Below are 23,129 nucleotides of genomic sequence, written 5' to 3' on the forward strand. Positions count from 1 at the left end.
CGGTCACCGGCATCGCCAAGGCCCGGCACGATATAGGCCTTTTCATTCAGCTTCTCGTCAAGGCCCGCGGTATAGACCGGTACATTCGGATGCGCGTCATGGAAGACCTTGACCCCTTCGGGAGCCGCGACCAGCGCCATGAAGCGAATGTCTTCGTCCTTAACGCCATATTTGTTCAGCGTATCAACTGCCGCCACCGCCGAATTCCCGGTCGCCAGCATCGGATCGACCAGGATGAAGGTCCGGCCTTCAACCTCGGGCAGCTTCACCAGATATTCGACCGGCATGTGGGTTTCGGGATCACGATACAGGCCAATATGGCCGATGCGCGCGGACGGCATCAGTTCGATCAGACCATCGGCCATGCCAAGACCGGCCCGCAGGATCGGCACGACGGCCAGTTTGCGGCCCTGGATCATCGGTGCCTTCATCGGGCAGATCGGGGTGACGATATCCTCATAACTGACCGGCAATTCGCGGGTGATCTCGTAGCCCATCAGCAGCGCAATTTCCTTCAGCAGCTGGCGGAAGGTCTTGGTCGAGGTATCAACCTTGCGCATATGCGTCAGTTTGTGCTGGATCAGCGGGTGATCGAGAATATGAAGATTGGGAAAATCGTTCTGTGTGGTCATGTTTCTGCCAACCATCCTGATGTGCAAAGCTGCCCGCGTGGCACGTCACGGCTTTGCTTTCCGAAAAACTCTGGCGTACCGCCTAAAGCCTTTGCCCTGTGAAGGCAAGTAGAATGCCGCAAAGATGGCGCAAAAACAAACCCGTTCATCAGAAAACAGAAAGGGCCGATGCAGCATCTGCACCGGCCCCGGTATCATATTGATCGACACTATATATATGTGTCAGTTGACTTCGCGGTCATTAGGTTCGGCCCGGACCGGGAAACCGTCAAGATTCTGGTCCTTCTTGACCGCACTTGCCTTGTCGCGCGCTTCCTTCATGGTCGTAAATCTGCCAACCCGGACATAATACCAGGTGGCATCCCCTTCGGGGCCACGAGCGACAACCGCGACCTCAAGGCCAAGCTTGCGCAATTCTTCGGCACGCTGGCTGGCATTTTCATGCACCTTGAAGGCCCCCACCTGAACCGAGAACGGGGCGGCCGCCCCGGACGCGGTTGCTTTGGGCGCAGACGTCGCTGCCGGTTCGGTTTTCTTGGCAACCGTCGTGTTTTCCGCCGCGGCGGCCGGAGCTTCGGGGACCGCGGGTGCCGCCGATGCGGATGTGGATGCGGATGTGGTTTCTGATGACTTGGCTGCGGCATCATCGGATGATTTGATTTCCGGTGCCTGAAGCTTGCGCGGGGCATTCGCGCCCTGATCGGCCTGTTCCGCACGGGCTGCCGCCTTTTCGGCGTCGCTCATTTCCGGGGCGGCCGGGGCATCATTTCCGTCGGTCGTACCTTCATTGGCCGCCTCACCGTTTTCCGCGGCATTGCCCGCATCCTCGCCCTCGATCACGGCACTGCGTTCGGCAATCAGATCCCCCACCGGATCATCGGTCGCAGCCGGTGCCGCCGGGGTTGAGGATGACGTTTCAGCCCCCGACAGAGTACCGGCATCGGGCATTTCGGCTGTCGGTGCCGGGTTTGATGTCGGACTTTCGGGCAGGGTTGCCAAAATTTCGGCCTGCCCTGCCGGTTTTTCGTTGGCTGCCATCTGTTCGTCAGGGTCCATGAACAGCCCAGCGCCGACCAGCATGCCGACAAAGAACAAGACCAGACCGAGCATGCCGGCACCGGTTGCGAGACCCAGTAAGGTTTTGCGATCCATTTCTGCTATCCGCCCATTTTGTGACTGTCGATGACGCCCGCCGTCCTCGCCGTGACCATTGCGGCCATAAATAAACGCCGGTAAGGGCGCGTCTTTCTGCGGTTCCGGTTTCGGGTCCGCATGCAGGTCGGTGCGGTTGTTTTCGTCTTCGCCAGCCATTTTCTGCCGGTCCTTTACGACTGATTATCTGTAAATATCGCGCGTATCCGTCATGGCGATTGAACCCCGCCACAGGCTACCCTGCTTCTTTTAGGGCACAGGCCGTTTATAAAACGCTAAAAACGCTGGCCCGGTCGCACCCAAAATCGCGCGCCGATATGCAGATTGCAGATGTCATGAAACTTTGGCGATTTCAAAACACGGATGTCGCAAAACCGGCCAGCAGGACAAAAAAAGGGAGGCTGGTATATAGCCCGGAATTGTCCCGCACAATTTCCGGATACCAGCCCCCTCGAGTGAGAGAGATCGACCTTCGGGGAGAGAGAGTCCCGAAGAACAGTGACCATCAGGTACGCCATGTCAGCCTGATGGCCCGTCGCAAACGACGTTGCCGTCTGCATTTGACAAACACAGTCATAGAGCATCAGAAATCCAATTGCAAACGATTATCACACTCGTTCGCAAGTTTTTTTGTGTTTTTTCAATAGCCATCCGAAATTCACGGGATTCCCGGCCCGGATTTCGCGCCCGTCACGAATATATAGAATACTGTATACCGCGAAAAACATGGGGTTTGGGGCAATAGCGCTATTGTGTTTGCCGCCAAGCTCTGTTTGGATCAAACCAATTACCCCCCAAGAGGTAGACCGGGAACGAAGCACCAAAAGAACCATAAAAAACTGGCTCTGGAGTGTAATGAATGACGGGAGACAAAGCCGCGAAGACGGCTATTGCAGGGGGCGCTACGGGCCTCTTGACGTTACGGCGCATCCTGCTTGTAACAGGTTTGCTTTTATCGGGTGCAGTCACATGGATGTTGCTGTGGACCGGTGACACCTATCGAAACTTTGCCGTTGATACGCTGAACAATTCGGTCGGCGGCACAGTCAATTTCTTTGTCCGTTCACGCGTGGCACAGGATTACGCAGACAAGGTCACACCGATTGTCAATGAATGGTCGCGCCTTGGCAGTCTGGTCAAAAGCTATCAGGATAACGATCAGGCCCGCATGAAGGCCGAACTTAACATCCTTTCCAATGCCAGCCAGATCGTTCAGGGCGAACTGGTTCTGGTCGAAACCATCGCCTATGACACCGATTTCAACCAGCTTGCAACCTCGGATGCCAATCTGGGGGCCAGTGTCACCGATGATGCGGCGGTGATGGATTACCTTAAAACACGCGACAAGGCCGATGCCCGCAAACCGGTGACCTATATGTGGGCAACCCCAACCGGCAAACCGGTTTTCAGCACCATCGTTCCGGTTGGCGGTTTTCGTGCTGTCGGCTTTATGGAAGTCATCACCGATCCCCTGCCTACCCTTACAGGTATCGGCAAGGTGCTTGGCGGTAATTTCCGCATTCTTGGCAGCGACGGCAATGTGCTGTTTGAAAGCCTTGAAGACGGGGAAGCCAGCGAAGGCGGCGAAGCCCTGGCCCCAACGGCCGATAGCGAAGCCCCTGCCCCGGCGGAAGCAAAACCCACCGAAGCAGCGGGCGGCACCCATCGTGCCACCGTCGATATTTCGGTTGGAAACGACCGTGGCGGGGTTTGGGCCACCGCCACGTTTGATCGCGATATTACCGACTTCTATTCCCAGACCGACGATCTTCGAACGCTCTCGATCGAAATTCTGGTCGCCGTCCTTCTGGTTGGCTGGATCGCTGGCTGGATATTGCTCAGAACCACGGTATTTCGCAATCTGCGCGCCTTTGCCGGGGCAATGACATCGATCTCGAACGGGGATACCAATGTCCGCCTGCCCCGGGTCGGGTCCGATGAAATCGGCGAAATGCGCAAGGCGCTGGTCGGCCTGCGCGAAGCCGTGCGTCAGGCGATGATCCTGCAAAACATGGTCGAAAACACCCCGACCATGACCGCCCTGATCACACCTGAAGGCGAACTGACATATCTGAATGCCAGTGCGCAAACCTATGTCGGTGGTGATGCGGCTTCGGTTTCGGGCGATTTCCTCAAGGTCGGTGCGGAATTCCAGAAACGGCTTTCCAACCCGGCCAACCTGCCCTTTACCGAGGTGGTCAAAACCGAACGCGATCACCTTGAACTTCTGGCAGCCCCGGTGCGCGACAAGGACAATGCCCTTGTGGGCACCATGCTGGCCTGGAACGTGGTGACCGAACGCGAAGAAAGCCGCATCGCGGTCAGCGAAATGATGGCCGAGGTCGCCCGGGTTGCGCAATCGGTCACCGAACAGTCCGAAGGGCTTCTTGGCCTTGCCCGTGATCTGACCAGCCAGTCGGAAAACACGGTCGATCAGTCAGGCAGCGCGCTTGACGTCTCGCGCGAGGCGGCAAGCAACACCCAGAACGTCGCCACCGCGGTCGAGGAACTTTCATCCTCGATTGCCGAAATCAACCGTCAGGCATCCGAGGCCGCAAACGTGACCAACCGGGCGCGCACCGAGGCAGAGGAAAGCCAGCGCAATATCGTATCGCTTGAAAAGGCAAGCTCGGAAATCGGATCGATCATTGATCTGATCAACGATATCGCGCATCGCACCAAGCTTCTGTCGCTTAATGCGACCATCGAAGCCGAACGGGCGGGCGAACTGGGGCGCGGCTTTGCCGTTGTCGCAAACGAAGTCAAATCGCTTGCCGATCAGACCGCGAGTGCGACCGGCCAGATCGGCGATCTGACTACTGCAATCCAGCAGGAAGTCCAGAAAGCCGCCCATTCCATCAGCACGGTGGGCGACGTTATTCATCAGGTCAACGATATCCAGTCGACCATCACCCATTCGGTGGATGAACAGCGCCGCGCGACCAGCGAGATTTCGGAAAACGTACAGCGCATTGCATCAGGCGCCGGATCGATGGACCAGATGATCCGGTTCGTGAATGACGGTGCCCAAAGCACGGGCCGCTCGGCCCATGACCTCAACACCGCCAGCCGCGAACTTTCCGATATGGCGCGCAATCTTTCCGAACGCATGAAGGAATTCAGCGAACGGATGAAACTGACCTGACCTGCGCCTGCTTCAAACAGGCCAAGACGAGAAAGGCGGCACATATCGCGTGCCGCCTTTCGCGTTTTCCATTGGTCGGCTGTTTAAGCCAGCGGTTCAGGATCAAGCAATATGAACGATCCGCGGCAACCGGGCAAAATGCTGTGCCGGACCCCGCGTGGGATCAGGTGAAAATCACCAGCCTTAAGGTGCATCGGCACCTGATCAAGCTCCAGCACCAGTTCACCCTCCAGCATCAGGATCGCTTCATCCCAATCCGAATGCATTTCCTCGGCAAGGCCGACGGCATCTGCCTTGAAAAGTTTCATCCGGACACAGCCAAAATCGGCAAGAACCCGGCCCTTCCATCCGTCGGAAAGCTGTGCTGCAACGGCGGCCAAATTCATATTCTATCCCTTTCCATTCGCAACAACCCCCATCGCAAATCATGCATATCGGGCGCATGGGCCTTATGAAGAAAGGCATTCACGCAATGACCCATGGCCTCATACCGCCCGCGATTTCGATGCGATTTCATACAGATCACGCGAAATGTCCGGTTTGGCGAGGATACGATCAAGCGCTGCCTTCATCAGGTCGGCCCGCGCCTCGTCATATTTCGCCCATTTGCCAAGCGGCGCGCAAAGACGTGCCGCGACCTGCGGGTTGATATCGTCAAGCTCGATCAGGCGGTCGGTATAAAACGCATATCCGCTGCCATCCGCCGCATGGAAATGGCGCGGATTGGCCATGGCAAACGCCCCGATAAGCGATCTGACCTTGTTCGGGTTGCGCATGGTAAAGAGCGGATGGCTCATAAGGTCCTTCACGCGCGACAGCGTATCATCGCGTGATGACATCGCCTGCAGGCCAAACCATTTATCCATCACCACCGTATCCGTGCCAAAGCGCGCCTCGAAATCGGCAAGTGCTTCGGCCCGGCCCGGATGATCCAGATGGTTCAGCACCGAAAGGGCTGCCATCCGGTCGGTCATGTTATCGGCGCTGCGATATTGCTCGGCTGCCAGATCGGCAAATTCGCCCTCGCCGCTTGCCACCAGATAGGCCAATGCGGTTGCGCGCAACGCCCGCTGCCCGGCCGATTCCGCGTCCGGGGTAAAGGCCGCGTTTGACGCGTTCTGGTGATAGGCATTGCCAAATTCTGCCCGAAGGTCCGATCCGATCCGCTTGCGCAACGCATTGCGCACCTGATGGATCGCGTCCGGGTTGGCCGGTTTGCGCTGCTCCGAAAGGAATTCTTCCCCCGGCAGGACAAGCGCATCGGCCCGAAACGCCTTATCAAGATCGTCATTGATCAGGGTCGCACGCATCGCCGCCACAAACTCGGTCACATCGCCCAATGCCGCGTCGGCATCGCCGCCATTCTTTTCAAATTCGGCAATGGCCGAAAGCATCAGCGCGGTCGCATATTTCTGCCCCGCTTCCCAGCGATTGAACGCATCGCTGTCATGCCCCATCAGGAACACAAGCTCCTCATGCGGCTGTTCGGTCGCGACATTGACGGGGGCGGAAAAACCACGGTTGAACGACACGACCGGCACCTGGTCGATATTATCAAACACGAATTCCTGTTCGGCCTCGGTCAGTTGCACGGTGCGCGAAACCAGCTCCCTGCCATCCCGGCCCAGAAGGCCAATCGCAATCGGCATATGAAGTGCGACCTTGTCCGGCTGCCCCGGTGTCGGTGCGGTTTTCTGGGAAACCGTCAGGCGGAACTGCTTGGACTCCGCATCATGTTCACCGCGCCAGCTCAGGCTCGGCGTCCCCGCCTGCGAATACCAGATTTTAAGCTGGCTCAGGTCAACATCATTGGCATCTTCCATCGCCTTGGCAAAATCATCGCAGGTCACCGCCTGCCCGTCATGGCGATCGAAATAAAGGTCGATCCCCTTGCGATAGCCCTCTGCCCCCAACAGGGTATGCATCATGCGGATCAACTCCGCGCCCTTTTCATAGACCGTGGCGGTATAGAAATTGTTGATTTCCATATAGCTATCCGGGCGGACGGGGTGGGCCAACGGCCCGCCATCCTCGGGGAACTGGCGCGCACGAAGTTGGGCTACATCCTTGATGCGCTGCACCGGGCGGGACCGCTGATCAGCCGAAAATTCCTGATCGCGGAAAACCGTCAGGCCTTCTTTGAGGGACAACTGGAACCAGTCCCGGCACGTCACCCGGTTGCCCGACCAGTTGTGGAAATATTCATGCGCAACAATCGATTCGATCAATTCATAATCCGTATCGGTCGCGGTATCGGGCTTGGCCAGGATGTATTTGGCGTTAAACACATTCAGGCTCTTGTTTTCCATCGCCCCCATATTGAAATCGGAAACCGCGACGATGTTGAAAAGGTCCAGATCGTATTCGAGGCCATAAACCTCCTCATCCCACTTCATCGACCGTTTCAGGCTGTCCATCGCATAATCGCAACGGTCTTCATTGCCATGTTCAACAAAAATCCGCAGCGCCACATCACGACCCGACATGGTTTTGAAGCTGTCCTCAACACAGGCCAAGTCCCCCGCCACCAGCGCAAAAAGGTAACTCGGCTTCGGGAACGGATCTTCCCACACCGCAAAGTGCCGGTTGCCGTCAAGATCACCGCTATCAATCAGATTGCCGTTTGAGAGCAAAACCGGGCAGTTCGCCTTGTCGGCACGGATCGTGACCTTATAGGTCGCCATCACATCCGGGCGATCCGGGAAATAGGTAATGCGCCGGAATCCTTCCGCCTCGCACTGCGTGCAGAACGCGCTTTGCGATACATAAAGCCCTTCAAGCCGCGTATTGGCCGCAGGCGATATCTGGGTTTCGATATCAACAACAAAGGTTTCGCCCGGTGCGCTAAAGCTGAGCCCCGATGGATCGACATTATATTCATCAACACCAAGCCTGCGATCATCAACCGAAACCGAAACCAGCTTCATGTCTTCGCCGTCAAGATGGACCATGTCGCCGCCGCCGGTCCCACGCACAGGATTCGCATGCACGAACAGCCGCGATTTCACATTTGTAACATCCCGATCAAGCTCGAACACCAGTTCGACCTTCTCGACCAGAAAGGCCGGTGCGGTGTAATCTTCGCGGCGGATGACTTGCGGTTGATCAGACATCAGACAGTCCTTTTTCCCTTGGTCTGCGCGGCGTTGCCGGTGATTGTATAAAATCGCCAATGTTGCAGCGCGGCGCAGTTCTTCAAAACTGAATTTCGTTCATTAACCCAACAGATAAGGTAAATTTCACTTTCCGACAAATGCAGAGTTTACGAGCCGGATTTTAGTCGTCATAATCATTAGTGGTGGCGCGAGGGGGGCCGAAGTTTCACATTTCGTGGGGCGAGAGTGATCTTTGGTTTCCCTCACTCCTTTCTGCCAGCGCAGCAAGGACGCATCAGGGTCGCACCACACCAGACAAACAATGTCATCCCGGTTTATCGTCCCCTCACCTTAATATTATCGTGAGACGCCGTTAAAAGATAACGGGATGGAATAATCGCGACCTTTTAAGGGAAATGACTTCCGGGGAAATCGCCAATGGCTGACAGCTTCCAGATTCTGATCGCAGACGACCACCCGCTTGTGCGCGGTGCCCTCAAACAGGCCCTGTCATCAGAATTGGAAAACGTCACACTGTACGAGGCCGGAAGCCTGTCTGAAGCCATCGAACAGATCGAAGCCCATAGCGGCGATATCGACCTTGTCCTGCTGGACCTGCACATGCCCGGCATGAACGGCTTTACCGGCCTGTTCACCCTGCGCGCTTCCTATCCCGACATTCCGGTTTCCATCGTCTCGGCCAGTCAGGAACTGCCGGTTGTCAGACGTTCGATTGAATATGGCGCATCGGCCTTCGTTCCGAAATCCGCCCCCGTTGATCAGATCGGGACGGCCATCCGCACCGTTCTGAACGGTGATATGTGGATGCCCGACTGGGCGCGTGACGCGATTGAAAACGGCCCCGCTGATGACGAGGCCACCGGCCTTGCCGAAAAAATCGGCCAGCTGACGCCACAGCAATTGCGCGTGCTCAACATGCTGACCGAAGGCAAACTGAACAAGCAGATCGCCTACGAGCTTGACGTGACAGAGGCCACCGTAAAGGCCCATGTCTCCGCCATCCTGCGCAAACTGTCGGTCCATAGCCGCACACAGGCCGTCATCATGGCCCGTGAACTGCAATTGCAGGAACCGGCCATCGACGCCTGACGGGTCGCAAACTGTCACTTCCCTGCCAGACCGGCACCAATTTATCACCGTAATTGCGCGTGATGATCCCTCTGCAAAGCACAGGAGATCACCAGATGAAGAAATCCCTATCGCTGTCTGCCGTGGCGGTTGCCGTCTCGCTTGCCGTCGCCACCCCCGCCCCGGCCCTTGCCCAGCAGGACCCGCAAAGCACTGCCGCCATGGCCAAAATTCTCGGCGACGTCATCGGCAATACCATCCGCAAGGCTGCCGAAGATGTGCGCGCCAATACCAGTATTGACCCGCTGGCACGCGGTTACGGCAATGATCAAAACGCACCGTCCGTACCGGCCAATCCATCCGATGCGCTTCGCCGTGAACTGGCGACGCTAAATGCGCAGCACGATCAGGCAATCACCACCCATCTTGAAGACCTGCATGGCGAACTGGAAAAAGCCGAACTGGAATTTCAGAACTTTGCCGAACGCGCAGATAATGCCGACGAAGTACGCGACAGGCGCGACAGCCTACAGGCCAGGGCCGACACGGCCTATGAAAAGTTTGCCAAAAACATTGCCGCGGAAAATGCCCGCTTCGATGAAAAACGCGCTGCCATCCTTCAGGGCTGACGCGCCCCTGCGCCTAGGTCCGCAACAGATCACTGGCCGCATTCTTTACCGCGCCCGATACCGCATCAATCGCGGCATCGTCGCTAAGTGCGCGCGTCACTGTAAGCCCGCCGATCAAAATCCCCAGAAACGCCCATGCCTTTGCCAGCCGCTGATCGGCGGGAAATTGCGGCAATCCTTTCGCCACCAGTCCGGCAATGGTCTGCATTTTTCGGTCATACAAGGCGCGGCTTTTCGCGTCGGCGCGTGACATTTCCGGCGACAGGCTGGTCATCGCGCACCCGCATGCCAGATCGGCTCTGTGATCGCGCCCCAGATAATAATCAATAAAGGCATCGGTCCAGCCATCGCCAAAATCGCGCTGAAACCGCGGAACCCCGTCAATCACTTCGTCAAGGCCAAGCTCAAGCGCTGCCAGAAACGCCCCGTCCTTTGATCCGAAATGGGCGTAAAACGCGCCCGATGTCGCCTGTGCCGCCTTGGAAATCCCGTCAACACCGACCCCGGCAAAGCCCTTCTCGCGAAATCCACGGCTTGCCGCGTCAAGGATATTGCGCCGGGTTTCCTCTTTGCGTGTCTGGTTTTTGACCATCGGATCCTCAAAAATATATTGATCGTTATATTTTTAATTGACAGACCCGAATTTGTCGATCAGTTATTTAAATAACGAACGTTATATTTCTTAACTCCAAACGGATCATCCTCATGACAACAGGTCCAGAAATCACTGCCAAAGCCGGTCAAAACCGGTTCGGGCGACGCGACTTTCTAAAGCTTGCCAGCAGCACCGCCGCGATGGCGGGCGCAGGCCTCCTTCTGCCGTCACGCTCACGTGCGGCGGCCATCACTTCAAATCCGGGAAATACTCAGATGTCACAGAACGCCTTCGTCTATACCGAACTGCAAATCTCCGCCCCCTTTGATCAGGTGCCATGGCAAAACATCAATGACACCATCAAGACCCAGCCGGGCTTCCTCAACAAAACCTGGCTATCGGGGCTTGGTAACAATTCGGCGGGCGGCATTTACGCCTTTGACACCATCGAAAATGCCAAAAAGTTCGTCACCGGCTATTTCCCGGCCGAAGCACGGAATTTCGGCGTGGCGCAAACCACCCGCGTGTTTGATGCGCTTGCCACCACGGAAGCCAGCATCGACATGAATTCGGTGCATTACGGTGCAGAACTCGATGTCAAACCGGCCGCCTTCGTTTACACCGAAGTTCAGCTTCACGTACTGCCGTTTGACAATGGCCCGTGGCGGACCTTCAACCCGGTCCTGAAACAGCAGCCGGGCCTTCTGGCCAAAACGTGGTTAAGCGGCCTTCACACCGGCACGGTCGGCGGCTTCTATGCCTTTGACAGCATCGACAACGCCAAACGCTTTGCCCTTGATTACTTCCCGACGGAAACCAGGGCTCTTGATGCCGCCTTCTATACCCGCATTTTTGACGCCACCGTGACCGAGGCCGCCAGCCGCGACATGGCATCGCCCTTCTATGGCTGATTCCACCATCCCGACATAAGCCGCACGGGCGCTCAGGGCCATTCTGCCTTGCGCGCCCGTCGATCGGATCGGCAGCGCCATCCTGCGCAAACTGTCGGTCCATAGCGTATTCAGGCCGTCATCATGGCCCGTGAACTGCAATTGCAGGAACCGGCCATCGATGCCTGACGGGTCGCTGCGGCAATCTCCTGACCAATTATTTCTATTTCGCGTTGAATCTGGCTATGCTATTGAATAATCATTCATTATTCACCTCGTCGCCCGGTCGACAGACTGCGATAGCAAACAGAGCCACAAAATCATGCGCTTTCCTCTAAAATCACGTATTTCGTGTGCCGGTATCGCAGCCGTCATCCTGTGTGCCGCTGCCTCCCACGCCTCTGCTGAAACAGACTGGTCGGGCTTTTATGGCGGCCTGGCACTTGGTGGCGCATATAGTGCGGCAAAGCCGGACACCGACGTGCTGTATACCGGTTATTTCCAGGACAGTGCCTTGGGCAGTGACAGAAACCAACTCACCCCGATCCTCAATGAAACGATCGACGGTTTTGACGTCACCGGCTCTGCCCTTTTCGGATACGACCATCAGGACCGTAATATGATTTACGGGGTGGAAGGCGATCTGACATTCATGCCGTTTTCTGAATCAGAAAGCCATGGCCGGACCCCGTATGATACATCTCCGGCCAACAGCTTCACGTCCCAAACCACCGTTGAATCGGATTTCACCTTTAGCATCCGCCCCAAAATCGGCTATGCGACCGGGGGATGGCAGGTCTATTTCGCGGCGGGTCCATCGATCAGCCGGTTCAAAACCACACATAAATTCACCGATACTTTTGGTACAGGCACAAATCATACATTTACCGATACGAAAACGGCATTCGGCGTGTCGGGCAGCATCGGGGCCGGGTACCTGATCGGCAATGGCTGGTCGCTTCGCGGGGACTATGTCCTGACCTATTTCCCGTCCATTGTAGACGGCGACAGAGACATTGGCCAAGGCGGTGCTGCCTCAGACCTTTCTTATGATGGCGACTTCCAGTCGCACAATGTCCGCTTTGCATTGATCAAGCGCTTCTGATCTTCTGACATATGTCTGGCTCAAAACGGCGTCCAATTCGGGCACCGTTTTGCTTTACTAGCCACTTACATTCATCCCGGCGGAACATCACCCTGTCACAAGACGTTAAAGGCAGGTCACCCTCCTGCCGCCTGCATCATGCCCGGCAGAATTCCGCCCGGAGCGTATTGCATGACCGATCCGATCAAGGCATCCGACACCCCCGCCATTGAAACCGGTGCTGCGGATGCCCCTACCGAAATCGATGAAGCCGAACAAAGAATGTTAAGCGCGCGTGCACGCGCCTATCGCCGGGCGCGCACGGTATCGGTGATCGGCACCTTCGTCATTCTGGCCTTTGGCTGTTTTTACGTCGCCCAAAGCCTGATCCTGCCGGTGATACTGGCCTTCCTGCTGGCACTGGTGTTTTCCCCGGTCGTCCGCACGCTGGCCCGCTATCGCATCCCGCAAAGCCTGACCGCGCTTGCGATTGTCCTGACCCTGACGACATCCGTGATCGCCGGGATTTATGGTCTGAGTGAACCGGTATCAAAATGGATCGATGACGCCCCCAAAATCGAACGTCAGTTGCGCCTGCGTCTGGCCGATCTTGGCGGGCCGCTTGAAAAACTGCGCGATGTGCAAAAGCAGGTCGAAGAAGCCACCAACCAGAATGATCAGGCCGACACGCAAAAGGTCGTCGTGCAGGAACCCACCATGATCAGCCAGGCCGCCCGGGGCGCACCGGAAATTGTTGCCGGTATTGCGCTCATGCTCGTGCTGCTGCTGTTCATTCTCTCGTCGGGGGATATGGTCTATGAAAAAATGGTCCGCGCCCTGCCAACCTTTGGCGACCGGCGAAAGGGTCTGCGCATCGCGCACGATATCGAACGCGAAGTCTCGCGTTATCTCCTGACCATATCGGCAATCAATATCGGGCTTGGCATCATCATCGGAAGCCTCCTTGCCATTGTTGGCATGCCCAATCCGGTTTTATGGGGCATTGTTGCGGCGATCCTGAATTTCGTGCCGCTTCTGGGGGCGGTTGTCGGCATCGGCATTGTCGGTATGGTCGCACTGGTTTCCATGCCGACCACAACCGCGGCCCTGCTGCCACCCGCGATCTATCTCGCCTGCACCGCCCTTGAAGGCCAGTTCCTCACCCCGGCCCTTGTCGGCAACCGGCTGCGCATCAATTCGGTCGCGATCATTCTCGCCATTGCGTTCTGGGGCTGGATATGGGGCTTCATCGGTGTGCTTGTCGCCGTCCCGCTTCTGATCGTCATGAGCGTCTTTGCCAAACATGTCGAAGGATTGGGGGGCTTGCGCGAAATGCTCGGCCCCAACAACAATAACGGCAACTGATTTCGACCCGATGGCAACCCGATTGCGAAACAACGCAAAAACTGCCAGTCTTCTGGCATGTCAGACGCATCAAACGAACCGTTTCTCATCCTGTCTCATGACTGCACCGGGGTCGAGGCCATTATGGCCAGGACACGCCACAGCTTTGCCAGACACAGCCATGAACAGTTCGGCATCGGCTTCATGTTTGAGGGCGCGCAAAAATCGCTTTCGGGGCGTGGCATGGTCGAAGCCGGGGCGGGCAACATCATCACGGTCAATCCGCGCGAAGTCCATGACGGCACGCCGATTGGCCAAAGCCCGCGTGGCTGGAACATGCTGTATTTCGATCCGGACCTGATCAGTTACGCCGCCCACGACATGACAGACGGCAAATCAGGCGAATACGAATTCACCAACCCGGTCATGACATCCCCCGATGTCGCAAATTGCTTTGCCGCCCTTTTTAACGCCATCACCCAGGGTAACAGCCAGACCGCAGCCCTCCGGCGCGAAGAAATGCTGTTTCTTCTGCTCCATCACGCGATCATTGTACCCGGCATCAAACCGGGCCAATCCGCCCCTGTCCGCAATCAGGCCCCCAACCGTGCCGATCAAAAAATCGCGCGCGCCAAGGCCATGATTGACGATGCCCCGGACGAAAACCTCTCGCTGGCCGATCTTGCCAATGCCGCCGGGCTCAGCCGCTTTCAGACCGTCCGCCATTTCACCCGCGCCACCGGGCTTACCCCGCATGCCTATATCATCCAGCGCCGCCTTGACCTCTCCCGCCGCCTGATCGCGACGGGTACAGCACTTGCCGAAGTCGCCGCAACCGCGGGCTTTGCCGATCAAAGCCACCTGAACCGGCATTTCATCCGCGCCTATGGCCTGTCACCGGGGCGATATGCCCGCGCACTTCGTGCAAACTGATCCATTTCCGGGCCTGCAATTCCGTTCAAGAATACCCGATCAAAACACGCTTAACTGCGCGGATCAGGTCAAACCACAAAACGGAACCATGCCATCATGATCAGCCCCGACTATCTCCTGACCTCGCTTATTGTCGTCCTGCTGCCCGGCACGGGGGTGATCTATACCCTTGCCATCGGGCTGGGTCGCGGCATGCGCGCCAGCATCTGGGCGGCATTCGGCTGCACGCTCGGCATCCTGCCCGCCATGGGCGCAAGCATCCTTGGCCTTGCGGCCCTGCTGCATACCAGTGCGCTTGCCTTTGAAACCCTGCGCTATCTTGGCGTCGCGTGGCTGCTTTACATGGCGTGGGGCATGTGGCGCGGCACGGGTGCGATGAAAGTCACCGCCAAATCCGATCCCGTCAACGCCGCCAAAATCATCCGCGACGGCATCCTGCTTAACGCGCTCAACCCGAAACTCTCGCTCTTCTTCCTGGCCTTCCTGCCGCAATTCGTCACCCCCAACGCCGCCGGAACCACCGCCCAAATGACCCTGCTCGGCCTGATCTTCATGGCGATCACCTTCGCAGTGTTCATCGTCTACGGCTTCTTCGCCAGCACCCTGCGCCGCCGAGTCATCGAACGACCAAAGATCATGAACTGGCTGGGGAAAAGCTTTGCGGGGGCCTTCGCCCTTCTCGCGGCAAAACTGGCGCTCGCCGGACGTCCATAATCCGCTGGATACGCAACACCTCGAACCGGACCAGACGCACTGCATAGGCCTCTGGTTCTCGGTTCCGGCTTCAAGCCAAACACCAGGCCCACCTGCCGATGACACAGGATGCCCGCACCAGTGACAGTCGATGAATGTAAGGCAGGCGCACTTGTCGCCGTCGGTGATTGGCCTTCCGGCATTTCCTAGCGCAGCCATCGCCCCCGTCGCCAAGCCAGATGATCCCCGGCATCGCCTCACCCCGGATCACCTCACTCCGAACGGCTCGCCCTCACCCAAAGGGCACATCTCTCCCGTCATGATTCACACCAATTTTCCGCAAATTCTCCACGGGCTCATTACCCGGACGCAATACCGCCGTAATGACTTTTCCACCCTCCCGTCATGATCCGTTGGCGCTGTCGTCCTTTCGGCCTGTCAAATCGCGGCCCTGTCATCGTCGTTACCAGCATCATCTTGCTCCTGTCTTTCCGGCCCGAATACGCAAAAACCCGCGAAAGCGTGATTCGCTTTCGCGGGTTTTGGGTCCGGGTGCATTTCCCCCGTTGACTTTTCTTTTATGCCACAAATAAAAGAACAAATCAAGAACAATTTTCAGGCAATTTGCAAAAAGTCCGAAGCCCTTGAAAAGATGTTGTTTTTCAAAACCCTATGCCCCTACTCCGCCGCATCGGAACTTTGCCGGGTCACTGCCCGCGTCATAAGCGCCCGCAATTTGGCCGGGCGCAGCGGCTTGTTCAGCAACGCGAATCGCTGTGCCTTGATCAGTTCCGCCGTCTCGGTACTGCGGTCCGCCGTGATCACCACACCGGGAATATCAAGCCCGCGTTGATCCCGCAGCCGGATCAGCACATCAAGCCCGGTTTCCCCGGAACTGAGGTGATAATCTGCCAGAATGATGTCGGGGACAAAACCGATGTTATCATCCTCATCTCCAAGCAGGATTTTCTCGGCTTCCACGCCCGAGCGTGCGGTCGCCACCACACAATCCCAGTTTTCCAGCATGGCCCGCATGCCATCAAGGATATCGGGTTCGTTATCGATGCAAAGGACGCGCAAACCGCCTAGTTCGCCTGCCATCCGGCGGCGCGGTTTGGGCATTGCGGCCTCGTCAACAATGCCAATCGGCACATCGACCGAAAAAACCGTCCCCCGCCCCGGGCGGGACCGCACCGAAACCGTATGATCAAGCGACCGGCCAAGCCGCTCGACAATCGCAAGGCCAAGGCCAAGCCCCTTCACATCGGTGGTTTCCGGCCCCTCAAGGCGATGGAATTCGCGGAAGATGATTTTAAGCTTGTCCTCGGGGATGCCCGGCCCGCTATCCCAGACCTCGATCCTGATCTTGTCACCGCGCATCCGGCAACCGACCACCGCCCCGCCATGGCGGGTATAACGCAGCGCGTTGGAGATAAAGTTTTGCAGGATACGGCGCAAAAGCCTGCTATCGCTTTTGACCCAGACATCACGCGGATGCACTGCAAAACGAAGCCCGGCCTTTTCGGCCACCGGGGTGAATTCGGTCTTGAGCGCATTAAGCACATCCGAAACCCGGAAATCACGGATGGTCGGCTGCATGGCACCCGCATCAAGCTTGCAGATATCCAAAAGCTCGTTAAGCAGTTCCTCAACCCCCTTAAGCGACAGATCAACCTTGTTGACCAGATCATGGATGTCGTCGCGAAGCTCCTTGCCCCCCAGTGCTACGGTAAACAGGCGCGCGGCATTAAGCGGCTGCAACAAATCATGGCTGGCCGCGGCAAAGAACCGGGTTTTGGTATCGTTCGCCGTTTCGGCCTGCTCCTTGGCGACGGAAAGCTCCGAGTTCAGTTCTTCAAGCGCATGCGTGCGCTCCGTCACGCGGGCCTCAAGCCCCTCGTTGGCATCCTTAAGCGCCCGTTCGGCATTCCTGCGTTCGGTAATGTCGTGATAGATACAGAAATAACCAAGCACTTCGCCGGTTTCGTCAAAGTGCGGGATATATGTCCCCTCGGCATAGCGGTCCTCGCGTTCGCTGCGCTGATCCCGTTCGCTGCCATCACTCGCCCCCCAGCCTTCCTTGGGGGCGGGGAAATCGATCTCGAAACTCTGACGATAGCCTTCAAGCACCGCGCGGATCATCGGTTCCAGCCGGACATAGCGTTCCTCGCCCACCGCTTCGCGCACCGCCATGCCATGCGCCTCGATCCGGCGGATGCCAAACATCCGCTCATACGGGCGGTTGGTAAACCGCAGCCGCTGATTTTTGTCGGCATAGGCGATCATGACCGGGATGTTATCGGTATAAATGCGAATATTGCGCTCGCTTTCGCGAAGCGCCTCCTCGGTCCGGACACGTGCGGTAATGTCGGCAATGGTCGCGACAAACCCGCCATCGGGCATCGGGTTGGTCCGCATTTCAAGCACCATGCCATCCGTTCTCTTGCGCTCGTAAGTATGCGGAAGCCTGCGCATTTGCGGGGCGGCATTGCGGCCCAGAAGGATATCGATATCGACCGCACGCGCCCCATTGTCGCGGCAGATATCGACCAGTTCCGCAAGCGGCATCGTGACCTGAATATCGCTTGCGGTGATGCCCAAAAGATCGATAAAGCGATGGTTCCATGTCGCCAGACGCAAATTCTGGTCAAACACCCCGACCCCTTGCGAAATGTTTTCCAGCGTATTGAGCAAAAGATCCCGGTTGAATTTGATCGCCTCGGACGCTTCATCCAGAAGCTCCATCGCATCGCGCCGCGATACCGCCTTGTCGGGCAGCAGAAGCGCCATCACCACGCGCGATGACGCCGCACCGACCGCGCCTGAAAGCAGATGTTCGGTAAAATTCGCCGCATCAAAATCGGCAATATCGGATCGTTTGCAATCATCGCCGCGCTGGCTAAGGTAGGTGCGAAACGCGCGCTCTGCCCAATGTTTGCCAAGGAACCGCGCGGCAAGGTCTTCAAGGTCGCCAATCGTCACACGCCCCGGCCATGTATCGTTTCTGGCCTTGGTATCCTTGCGATAGATATCGACAAAAAGCTGGGCCTGGCGGCGCTGGGTCACCCCTTGCACGCCAATCGCCGATCCGACAAACATCAGAACGAAATTAACCCCAAGTGACCAGACAACCCCGTGCGTCAGATGGTCCTCGATCCCCACACCCAGCAACGCCTGCGGCCGCAGAATCCCGATGCCAAGCGGCCCGTCCGTCAGGATCGACATCGGCAAAAGCCCGCTTTGGATAAAGCTTGGCAGCAACAGGGTATAGCTCCACAGCACAAACCCTGAAATCAGGCCAAGCCGCACGCCCGTCCGGTTGATCGATTTAAGGTAAATCGCCGCCAGAACTGCCGGGCCGAACTGCGCCACCGCGGCAAAGGACAAAAGCCCGATATCAGCCAGCGCGTATTTTTCCGACAGGAACCGGTAAAAGCCATAGGCCAGAAACAGGATGGCAATGATCGCCGCACGCCGGATTTTCAGAAGAACCTGGCTGACATCGCCTGCGAACCGCCCCTGCAATTTCTGCGACCGCAGCAAAAGCGGCATGACCAGATCGTTACACACCATCGTCGATACCGCGACGCACGATACGATCACCATGCCGGTACTGGCCGAAAGCCCCCCGACAAAGGCAAACACCGCCAGCCAGTTTTCCCCGCCCAGCAACGGCAGCGTCAGAACAAACGTATCGGGATTGACCGCCGGGTCCCCCCCAAACAGCAGAATGCCCGCAATCGCAATCGGCACGACGAAAATATTGATCGCAATCAGATAACCTGGAAACAGCCAGCGTGCGGATTTCAAATTCCGGCTGTCATCATTTTCAACGAATGTCACATGAAACTGGCGCGGCAGACAGAAAATCGCAAACAGCGCCAACAGGGTCGAGATGAAGAAATGCGATGACAGCCACGCATCGGGCTTGAACATCTCGGTAATATCGGGATTGGCTGCGGCCCGGATGCGCATGTCGCCAAAGCCATCAAACAGCCCGTAAACCACAAACAGCCCGACGAACAAAAGCGCGACCAGCTTGACCATGCTTTCGAATGCCACCGCAAGGATCAGCCCGTCATGATGTTCCGACGCATGGATATAGCGCACCCCGAACAGGATCGCGAAAACCGCCATCAGGATCGTGACGTAAAACGCGGTATCCTTGGAAAAATCGGTCGCACTGTGGCGCACGATCTGCTCGCCGACCTCGCCGATTAGAACATCAAATGACAGCGACACGGCCTTAAGCTGAAGCGCGATATAGGCCAGAACCCCAATCACGGCAATGATCGCCACAAGGGCGGCCAGGCTTTGGCTTTTGCCATAGCGCGAGCCAAGAAAATCAGCAATCGAGGTAATGTTCTGTTCGCGGCAAACGGTCGCGATTTTGGTCATGATACCAAAACCGACAATCATCATGATGATCGGGCCGATATAGATCGGCAAAAACGCCCAGCCGCGCGTCGCCGCCGTCCCGACCGAGCCGAAAAACGTCCAGCTCGTGCAATAGACCGCCATCGACAGCGCATAGATGCTGGGCTTCAGCCGCGACGCCCGCCATTTTTCGGCATATTTGTCGCCATAATGCGCAATCGCAAACAGAAGCCCGATATAGGCCATGGCAACAATGAAAATAAGTCCGCCCTGAAGCATCCGGCTTATGGCTCCGCGTATCGATCATGCCGCCAAAACAGTTGGTTGGCGTTTGGACTATACCACGACGCGCTTATGGACTAAAACGGCGCAAATCCAAACCCGACCAAAGACCAAGAACGATCAGGATTGTCATGTCTTCCGATTACGGCTTTTACGCAGGAATCCTGCGCTTTGTGGCAAAGAAAACCGAAAGCGACGACCGCGAGATAAAGGTCATGATGGGCCATCTTTCCGGCATCGCCACCGCCATCGAACAGTCCGGACGCTTTGTTGTCGAACGCGCCAATTGCGAAAGTGCCGCCCGTGCCTTCGCCGGTGTCGCCAAATTCCTCCAGGAACGCATCCTGCCCGAGGCCTTGGCAGCGGGCAATGAAGGTGCGGTAAATCAGCTCAAATGGGCGATTGAAACCTCGCTCGCACTGGGCTCGGAACTGGTCAAACGCATCGCGCTTGAAGAATATGAAGGCCAGGACAAATTTACCTTTGACCTGCCCCTGCCCCCCGGCGCGCCGACCGTGCATTGAAAATGCTGCCGGACCGGACACCATTCACACAAAAAAAAGCGGCACCCGAAGATGCCGCTTTTTCCTTATCCGGTCATATTGGCCGAAAGTTCTCAGGCGTCGGCCCAGACATTGGCACGTTGCAGAAGCCCGGTGGCTTCGAACTCCTTGCCATACGGTGCGGCCTTTTTCACGAAATCCATATAGGACGCATAGATACGGCCGTTCAGTTCGTTCTGATCGGCGATTTCCTTGACCGCTGCCTTGACCTCGGTGGCAAGGGCTGCAATCACATCGTCGCTGAAATGACGGATTTCCGCCCCCTTGGCCAAGACGGCCTGATAGGACTGGATGTTGTGGAAGGTGAAATCTGCCAGTGTCTGTTCAAGATTGGCCTGCGCGGCGACGGCAAAGATTTCCTGAAGGTCCTCGGGCAACTCCGCGAATTTGTCCTTGTTGACAAACACTTCAATCCCCGTCCCCGGCTCGGCAAATGCCGGGGTGTAATAATATTTGCCAACCTGGGTCAGACCAAACGCATAATCGTTCCATGGGCCAACCCATTCGGCGGCATCAATTGCACCCGACTGCATGGCCGGCAGGATTTCGGCTGCGGGCAACATCGTCACATTGGCACCCAGACGGCGCATCGCTTCGCCACCGATCCCGGCATAGCGCATCTTGATGCCCTTGATGTCGTCGACGGTATTGATTTCCTTGTTGAACCAGCCACCGGCCTGCAAACCGGTATTCCCGGCCGCGAACGGCTTGACGTTGAACTGGGTATAAAGCTCGTCCCAAAGTTCCTGCCCGCCGCCAAAACGCAGCCAGCCCGACAGTTCCCAGCCCATCAGACCGAACGGAATGGTCGAGAAGAAGTTTACACCCGCATCCTTGCCAGCCCAGTAATAAGGGGTGCCATGCGCCAGTTCGGCCACGCCCTGCTCGACCGCATCCATGCATTCGAATGCCGGAACAAGTTCGCCTGCACCGTAAACGGTAATTTTCAGACGACCGCCCGACATTTTGGTCACACGCTCGGCGAATTTTTCACCATTGGCACCAAGGCCCGGCGTGCCCTTCGGCCATGGCATGACCATGCGCCAGTGGATCTGTTCATCGGCTTTGGCAATTGAAGGTGCGGCACTGCTGGCGACAAAGGCACCGGCGGCCATGCTGGCACCCGTCAGGAACTGACGACGTTTCATTGTGGGGCTCCCAAATTCATATTGGCAATTTTTTGCGCAAATCTGCTTCTAAAATAGCATTCGTAACTTTGCAAGGGATTGAAGTTGCGGCTTTTGCTGTCTGTGACACGTCATATTCAAAGTTCCCAACATCCCGTAACGTCGATGACATCGCGCAAAGTTTGCTTGAACTTTGCCAGAAAACAAAAAAACGGGGCCGCCCGAAAGCAGCCCCGAATTTCCAGCATGTCGCTTTCCGGATTTCGCGGGACTTAGTATCCCCACACTTTCGCACGATGCAAAAGTCCGGTTGCTTCGAATTCCTTGCCATAGCGCGCCGCCTTCTTGACCAGAGCAAGATAGCTATCGGCGATCCTGCCGCTCAGGTCGTTCTTCGCAGCAATTTCCTGGACCGCGGCATTCGACTGTTCGGCCAGCGCCAGAATGACATCATCCGAGAACTGGCGCACTTCAACACCCTTGTCGATCAGCGGCTGGTAGGATTGCAGGTTGTTGAAGGTAAAATCAGCCAGTGTATTTTCGGCAATCGCCTGCGCGGCATAACGAATGATCGCCTGCATATCCTTGCCAAGCGCGTCGAATTTTTCCTTGGAAATAAAGATTTCAAGGCCCGGTCCGGGCTCATGGAATGCCGGGGTATAATAGAATTTGGCAACCTGATAGAGACCAAATGCAAGGTCATTCCAAGGACCGACCCATTCGGCGGCATCAATCGCACCGGACTGCATCGCAGGCAGGATTTCGCCCGGCGGCAACATGGTGATGTTGGCACCAAGGCGACGCATGGCTTCGCCACCAAGACCGGCATAACGGGCTTTCAGGCCCTTAAGGTCCTCAACCGAATTGATTTCCTTGTTGAACCAGCCACCAGCCTGCATGCCCGAGTTACCGGCATAAAACGGCACAACGTTAAATTCGGCATAGGCTTCTTCCCAAAGCTCCTGCCCGCCGCCAAAGCGAAGCCAGGCGGAAAGCTCCCACGCGGTCAAACCAAACGGAATGGTCGAAAAGAAGTTCAGCGCCGGGTTCTTGCCCTGCCAGTAATAAGGGGTACCATGCGCCATTTCGACCACGCCCTGTTCGACCGCATCCATGCATTCAAACGGCGGAACGATTTCACCGGCGCCAAAAACCGAAATATTCAGGCGGCCATTGGACATTTCCTTGACCATGGCAGCGAACTTTTCGGCATTGGTGCCAAGGCCCGGCGTTCCTTTGGGCCACGGCATGACCATCCGCCAATTCAGGCTTTCCTGCGCGGATACGATGGCCGGTGCGGCAACCGTAGCCGCAACCGCGGCACCGGCACCAATACCGGCCCCTTTAAGGAACTGACGACGTTTCATTGTAACCCCCTAAACTCTTTTACTTTGGTGATTTTTTGCGCAATCACCAGCATGCGTTGGGGGATTTTGGCGAAAAGATCGCGCATATGCCACTATTTTTGCGCATAGCGATGCGGATTTTTTCGCCGACGC

Annotated in this window: 17 protein-coding genes (1 of these 17 only partly in view); 9 read left to right on the forward strand and 8 right to left on the reverse strand. The window is 56.9% G+C overall.

Features of this window, described 5'->3' with window-relative positions; genetic code table 11:
• On the reverse strand, positions 1 to 632 hold the 5' portion of the coding sequence (gene upp / locus P8T57_RS01295; protein WP_007092206.1) for a uracil phosphoribosyltransferase. The gene continues 19 nt to the left of window position 1, outside the view; only the first 632 of its 651 coding nucleotides appear in the window; its start codon is at positions 630 to 632; its stop codon lies off the left edge, out of view.
• 222 nt (positions 633 to 854) lie between these two features.
• Positions 855 to 1,943: an SPOR domain-containing protein gene (locus tag P8T57_RS01300; RefSeq protein ID WP_114095746.1), complete on the reverse strand. Its 1,089-nt coding sequence runs from the start codon at positions 1,941 to 1,943 to the stop codon at positions 855 to 857.
• 700 nt (positions 1,944 to 2,643) lie between these two features.
• Here P8T57_RS01300 and P8T57_RS01305 point away from each other — a divergent pair.
• A complete protein-coding gene (locus P8T57_RS01305) occupies positions 2,644 to 4,929 on the forward strand; it encodes a methyl-accepting chemotaxis protein (RefSeq protein WP_341364361.1) in 2,286 nt (761 codons plus the stop codon).
• Positions 4,930 to 5,012: 83 nt separating this feature from the next.
• Here P8T57_RS01305 and P8T57_RS01310 read toward each other — a convergent pair whose 3' ends face one another.
• Both P8T57_RS01310 and pepN read right to left on the reverse strand, forming a co-directional pair.
• Positions 5,013 to 5,315, reverse strand: coding sequence for a cupin domain-containing protein (locus tag P8T57_RS01310; protein ID WP_085644269.1), 303 nt, complete (start codon positions 5,313 to 5,315; stop codon positions 5,013 to 5,015).
• Between the two features lie 99 nt (positions 5,316 to 5,414).
• The gene (gene pepN, locus P8T57_RS01315; protein WP_341364362.1) at positions 5,415 to 8,042 is read right to left on the reverse strand and encodes an aminopeptidase N; all 2,628 of its coding nucleotides are present in this window, start codon (positions 8,040 to 8,042) and stop codon (positions 5,415 to 5,417) included.
• Between the two features lie 420 nt (positions 8,043 to 8,462).
• Between pepN and P8T57_RS01320 the strand changes: the two genes are divergently transcribed.
• Together P8T57_RS01320 and P8T57_RS01325 are read left to right on the forward strand one after the other, a co-directional pair.
• On the forward strand, positions 8,463 to 9,134 hold the full coding sequence (locus tag P8T57_RS01320; protein WP_007092201.1) for a response regulator transcription factor: 672 nt from the start codon (positions 8,463 to 8,465) through the stop codon (positions 9,132 to 9,134).
• A gap of 95 nt (positions 9,135 to 9,229) precedes the next feature.
• Positions 9,230 to 9,742 carry a hypothetical protein gene (locus P8T57_RS01325; RefSeq protein ID WP_341364363.1) on the forward strand — a complete coding sequence of 171 codons (513 nt, stop codon included), beginning with the start codon at positions 9,230 to 9,232 and terminating at the stop codon, positions 9,740 to 9,742.
• A 13-nt stretch (positions 9,743 to 9,755) separates the two neighbouring features.
• On the opposite strand, the gene P8T57_RS01330 is transcribed toward P8T57_RS01325, so the two are convergent.
• Entirely contained in the window at positions 9,756 to 10,334 is a 579-nt protein-coding gene (locus tag P8T57_RS01330) for a TetR/AcrR family transcriptional regulator (RefSeq protein ID WP_341364364.1), read from the reverse strand.
• Between the two features lie 113 nt (positions 10,335 to 10,447).
• Between P8T57_RS01330 and P8T57_RS01335 the strand changes: the two genes are divergently transcribed.
• The 5 genes from P8T57_RS01335 (at position 10,448) to P8T57_RS01355 (ending at position 15,302) form a co-directional block, all read left to right on the forward strand.
• The gene (locus tag P8T57_RS01335; RefSeq protein WP_341364365.1) at positions 10,448 to 11,248 is read left to right on the forward strand and encodes a YdhR family protein; all 801 of its coding nucleotides are present in this window, start codon (positions 10,448 to 10,450) and stop codon (positions 11,246 to 11,248) included.
• 301 nt (positions 11,249 to 11,549) lie between these two features.
• The gene (locus P8T57_RS01340; RefSeq protein WP_071241265.1) at positions 11,550 to 12,332 is read left to right on the forward strand and encodes an outer membrane beta-barrel protein; all 783 of its coding nucleotides are present in this window, start codon (positions 11,550 to 11,552) and stop codon (positions 12,330 to 12,332) included.
• Positions 12,333 to 12,503: 171 nt separating this feature from the next.
• Positions 12,504 to 13,676, forward strand: a complete 1,173-nt coding sequence (locus P8T57_RS01345) for an AI-2E family transporter (RefSeq protein WP_341364366.1) — start codon at positions 12,504 to 12,506, stop codon at positions 13,674 to 13,676.
• Between the two features lie 57 nt (positions 13,677 to 13,733).
• Complete coding sequence (locus P8T57_RS01350; RefSeq protein ID WP_341364367.1) at positions 13,734 to 14,588, forward strand: AraC family transcriptional regulator; 855 nt, start codon at positions 13,734 to 13,736, stop codon at positions 14,586 to 14,588.
• A gap of 96 nt (positions 14,589 to 14,684) precedes the next feature.
• The gene (locus tag P8T57_RS01355) at positions 14,685 to 15,302 is read left to right on the forward strand and encodes a LysE family translocator (RefSeq protein ID WP_341364368.1); all 618 of its coding nucleotides are present in this window, start codon (positions 14,685 to 14,687) and stop codon (positions 15,300 to 15,302) included.
• A gap of 657 nt (positions 15,303 to 15,959) precedes the next feature.
• On the opposite strand, the gene P8T57_RS01360 is transcribed toward P8T57_RS01355, so the two are convergent.
• Entirely contained in the window at positions 15,960 to 19,937 is a 3,978-nt protein-coding gene (locus P8T57_RS01360) for a NahK/ErcS family hybrid sensor histidine kinase/response regulator (RefSeq protein ID WP_341364369.1), read from the reverse strand.
• A gap of 134 nt (positions 19,938 to 20,071) precedes the next feature.
• Between P8T57_RS01360 and P8T57_RS01365 the strand changes: the two genes are divergently transcribed.
• The gene (locus tag P8T57_RS01365) at positions 20,072 to 20,464 is read left to right on the forward strand and encodes a hypothetical protein (protein ID WP_341364370.1); all 393 of its coding nucleotides are present in this window, start codon (positions 20,072 to 20,074) and stop codon (positions 20,462 to 20,464) included.
• Positions 20,465 to 20,556: 92 nt separating this feature from the next.
• On the opposite strand, the gene P8T57_RS01370 is transcribed toward P8T57_RS01365, so the two are convergent.
• Together P8T57_RS01370 and P8T57_RS01375 are read right to left on the reverse strand one after the other, a co-directional pair.
• A complete protein-coding gene (locus P8T57_RS01370; protein WP_341364371.1) occupies positions 20,557 to 21,651 on the reverse strand; it encodes a TRAP transporter substrate-binding protein in 1,095 nt (364 codons plus the stop codon).
• Positions 21,652 to 21,902: 251 nt separating this feature from the next.
• Complete coding sequence (locus tag P8T57_RS01375; protein ID WP_037989637.1) at positions 21,903 to 22,997, reverse strand: TRAP transporter substrate-binding protein; 1,095 nt, start codon at positions 22,995 to 22,997, stop codon at positions 21,903 to 21,905.
• Positions 22,998 to 23,129 lie beyond the last annotated feature (132 nt).

Origin of the sequence: Thalassospira sp. SN3W (assembly GCF_038070535.1) — a bacterium.
GTDB lineage: Bacteria > Pseudomonadota > Alphaproteobacteria > Rhodospirillales > Thalassospiraceae > Thalassospira > Thalassospira xiamenensis.

Bases quoted from the DNA above. Each gene is read 5' to 3' on its own strand.
- P8T57_RS01305 (WP_341364361.1), top strand. From the start codon at position 2,644: ATGACGGGAGACAAAGCCGCGAAGACGGCTATTGCAGGGGGCGCTACG.
- P8T57_RS01345 (WP_341364366.1), top strand. From the start codon at position 12,504: ATGACCGATCCGATCAAGGCATCCGACACCCCCGCCATTGAAACCGGT.
- P8T57_RS01320 (WP_007092201.1), top strand. From the start codon at position 8,463: ATGGCTGACAGCTTCCAGATTCTGATCGCAGACGACCACCCGCTTGTG.
- pepN (WP_341364362.1), bottom strand. From the start codon at position 8,042: ATGTCTGATCAACCGCAAGTCATCCGCCGCGAAGATTACACCGCACCG.
- P8T57_RS01370 (WP_341364371.1), bottom strand. From the start codon at position 21,651: ATGAAACGTCGTCAGTTCCTGACGGGTGCCAGCATGGCCGCCGGTGCC.
- P8T57_RS01355 (WP_341364368.1), top strand. From the start codon at position 14,685: ATGATCAGCCCCGACTATCTCCTGACCTCGCTTATTGTCGTCCTGCTG.
- P8T57_RS01330 (WP_341364364.1), bottom strand. From the start codon at position 10,334: ATGGTCAAAAACCAGACACGCAAAGAGGAAACCCGGCGCAATATCCTT.
- P8T57_RS01340 (WP_071241265.1), top strand. From the start codon at position 11,550: ATGCGCTTTCCTCTAAAATCACGTATTTCGTGTGCCGGTATCGCAGCC.
- P8T57_RS01350 (WP_341364367.1), top strand. From the start codon at position 13,734: ATGTCAGACGCATCAAACGAACCGTTTCTCATCCTGTCTCATGACTGC.
- P8T57_RS01300 (WP_114095746.1), bottom strand. From the start codon at position 1,943: ATGGCTGGCGAAGACGAAAACAACCGCACCGACCTGCATGCGGACCCG.
- P8T57_RS01365 (WP_341364370.1), top strand. From the start codon at position 20,072: ATGTCTTCCGATTACGGCTTTTACGCAGGAATCCTGCGCTTTGTGGCA.
- P8T57_RS01375 (WP_037989637.1), bottom strand. From the start codon at position 22,997: ATGAAACGTCGTCAGTTCCTTAAAGGGGCCGGTATTGGTGCCGGTGCC.
- P8T57_RS01325 (WP_341364363.1), top strand. From the start codon at position 9,230: ATGAAGAAATCCCTATCGCTGTCTGCCGTGGCGGTTGCCGTCTCGCTT.
- P8T57_RS01310 (WP_085644269.1), bottom strand. From the start codon at position 5,315: ATGAATTTGGCCGCCGTTGCAGCACAGCTTTCCGACGGATGGAAGGGC.
- P8T57_RS01335 (WP_341364365.1), top strand. From the start codon at position 10,448: ATGACAACAGGTCCAGAAATCACTGCCAAAGCCGGTCAAAACCGGTTC.
- P8T57_RS01360 (WP_341364369.1), bottom strand. From the start codon at position 19,937: ATGCTTCAGGGCGGACTTATTTTCATTGTTGCCATGGCCTATATCGGG.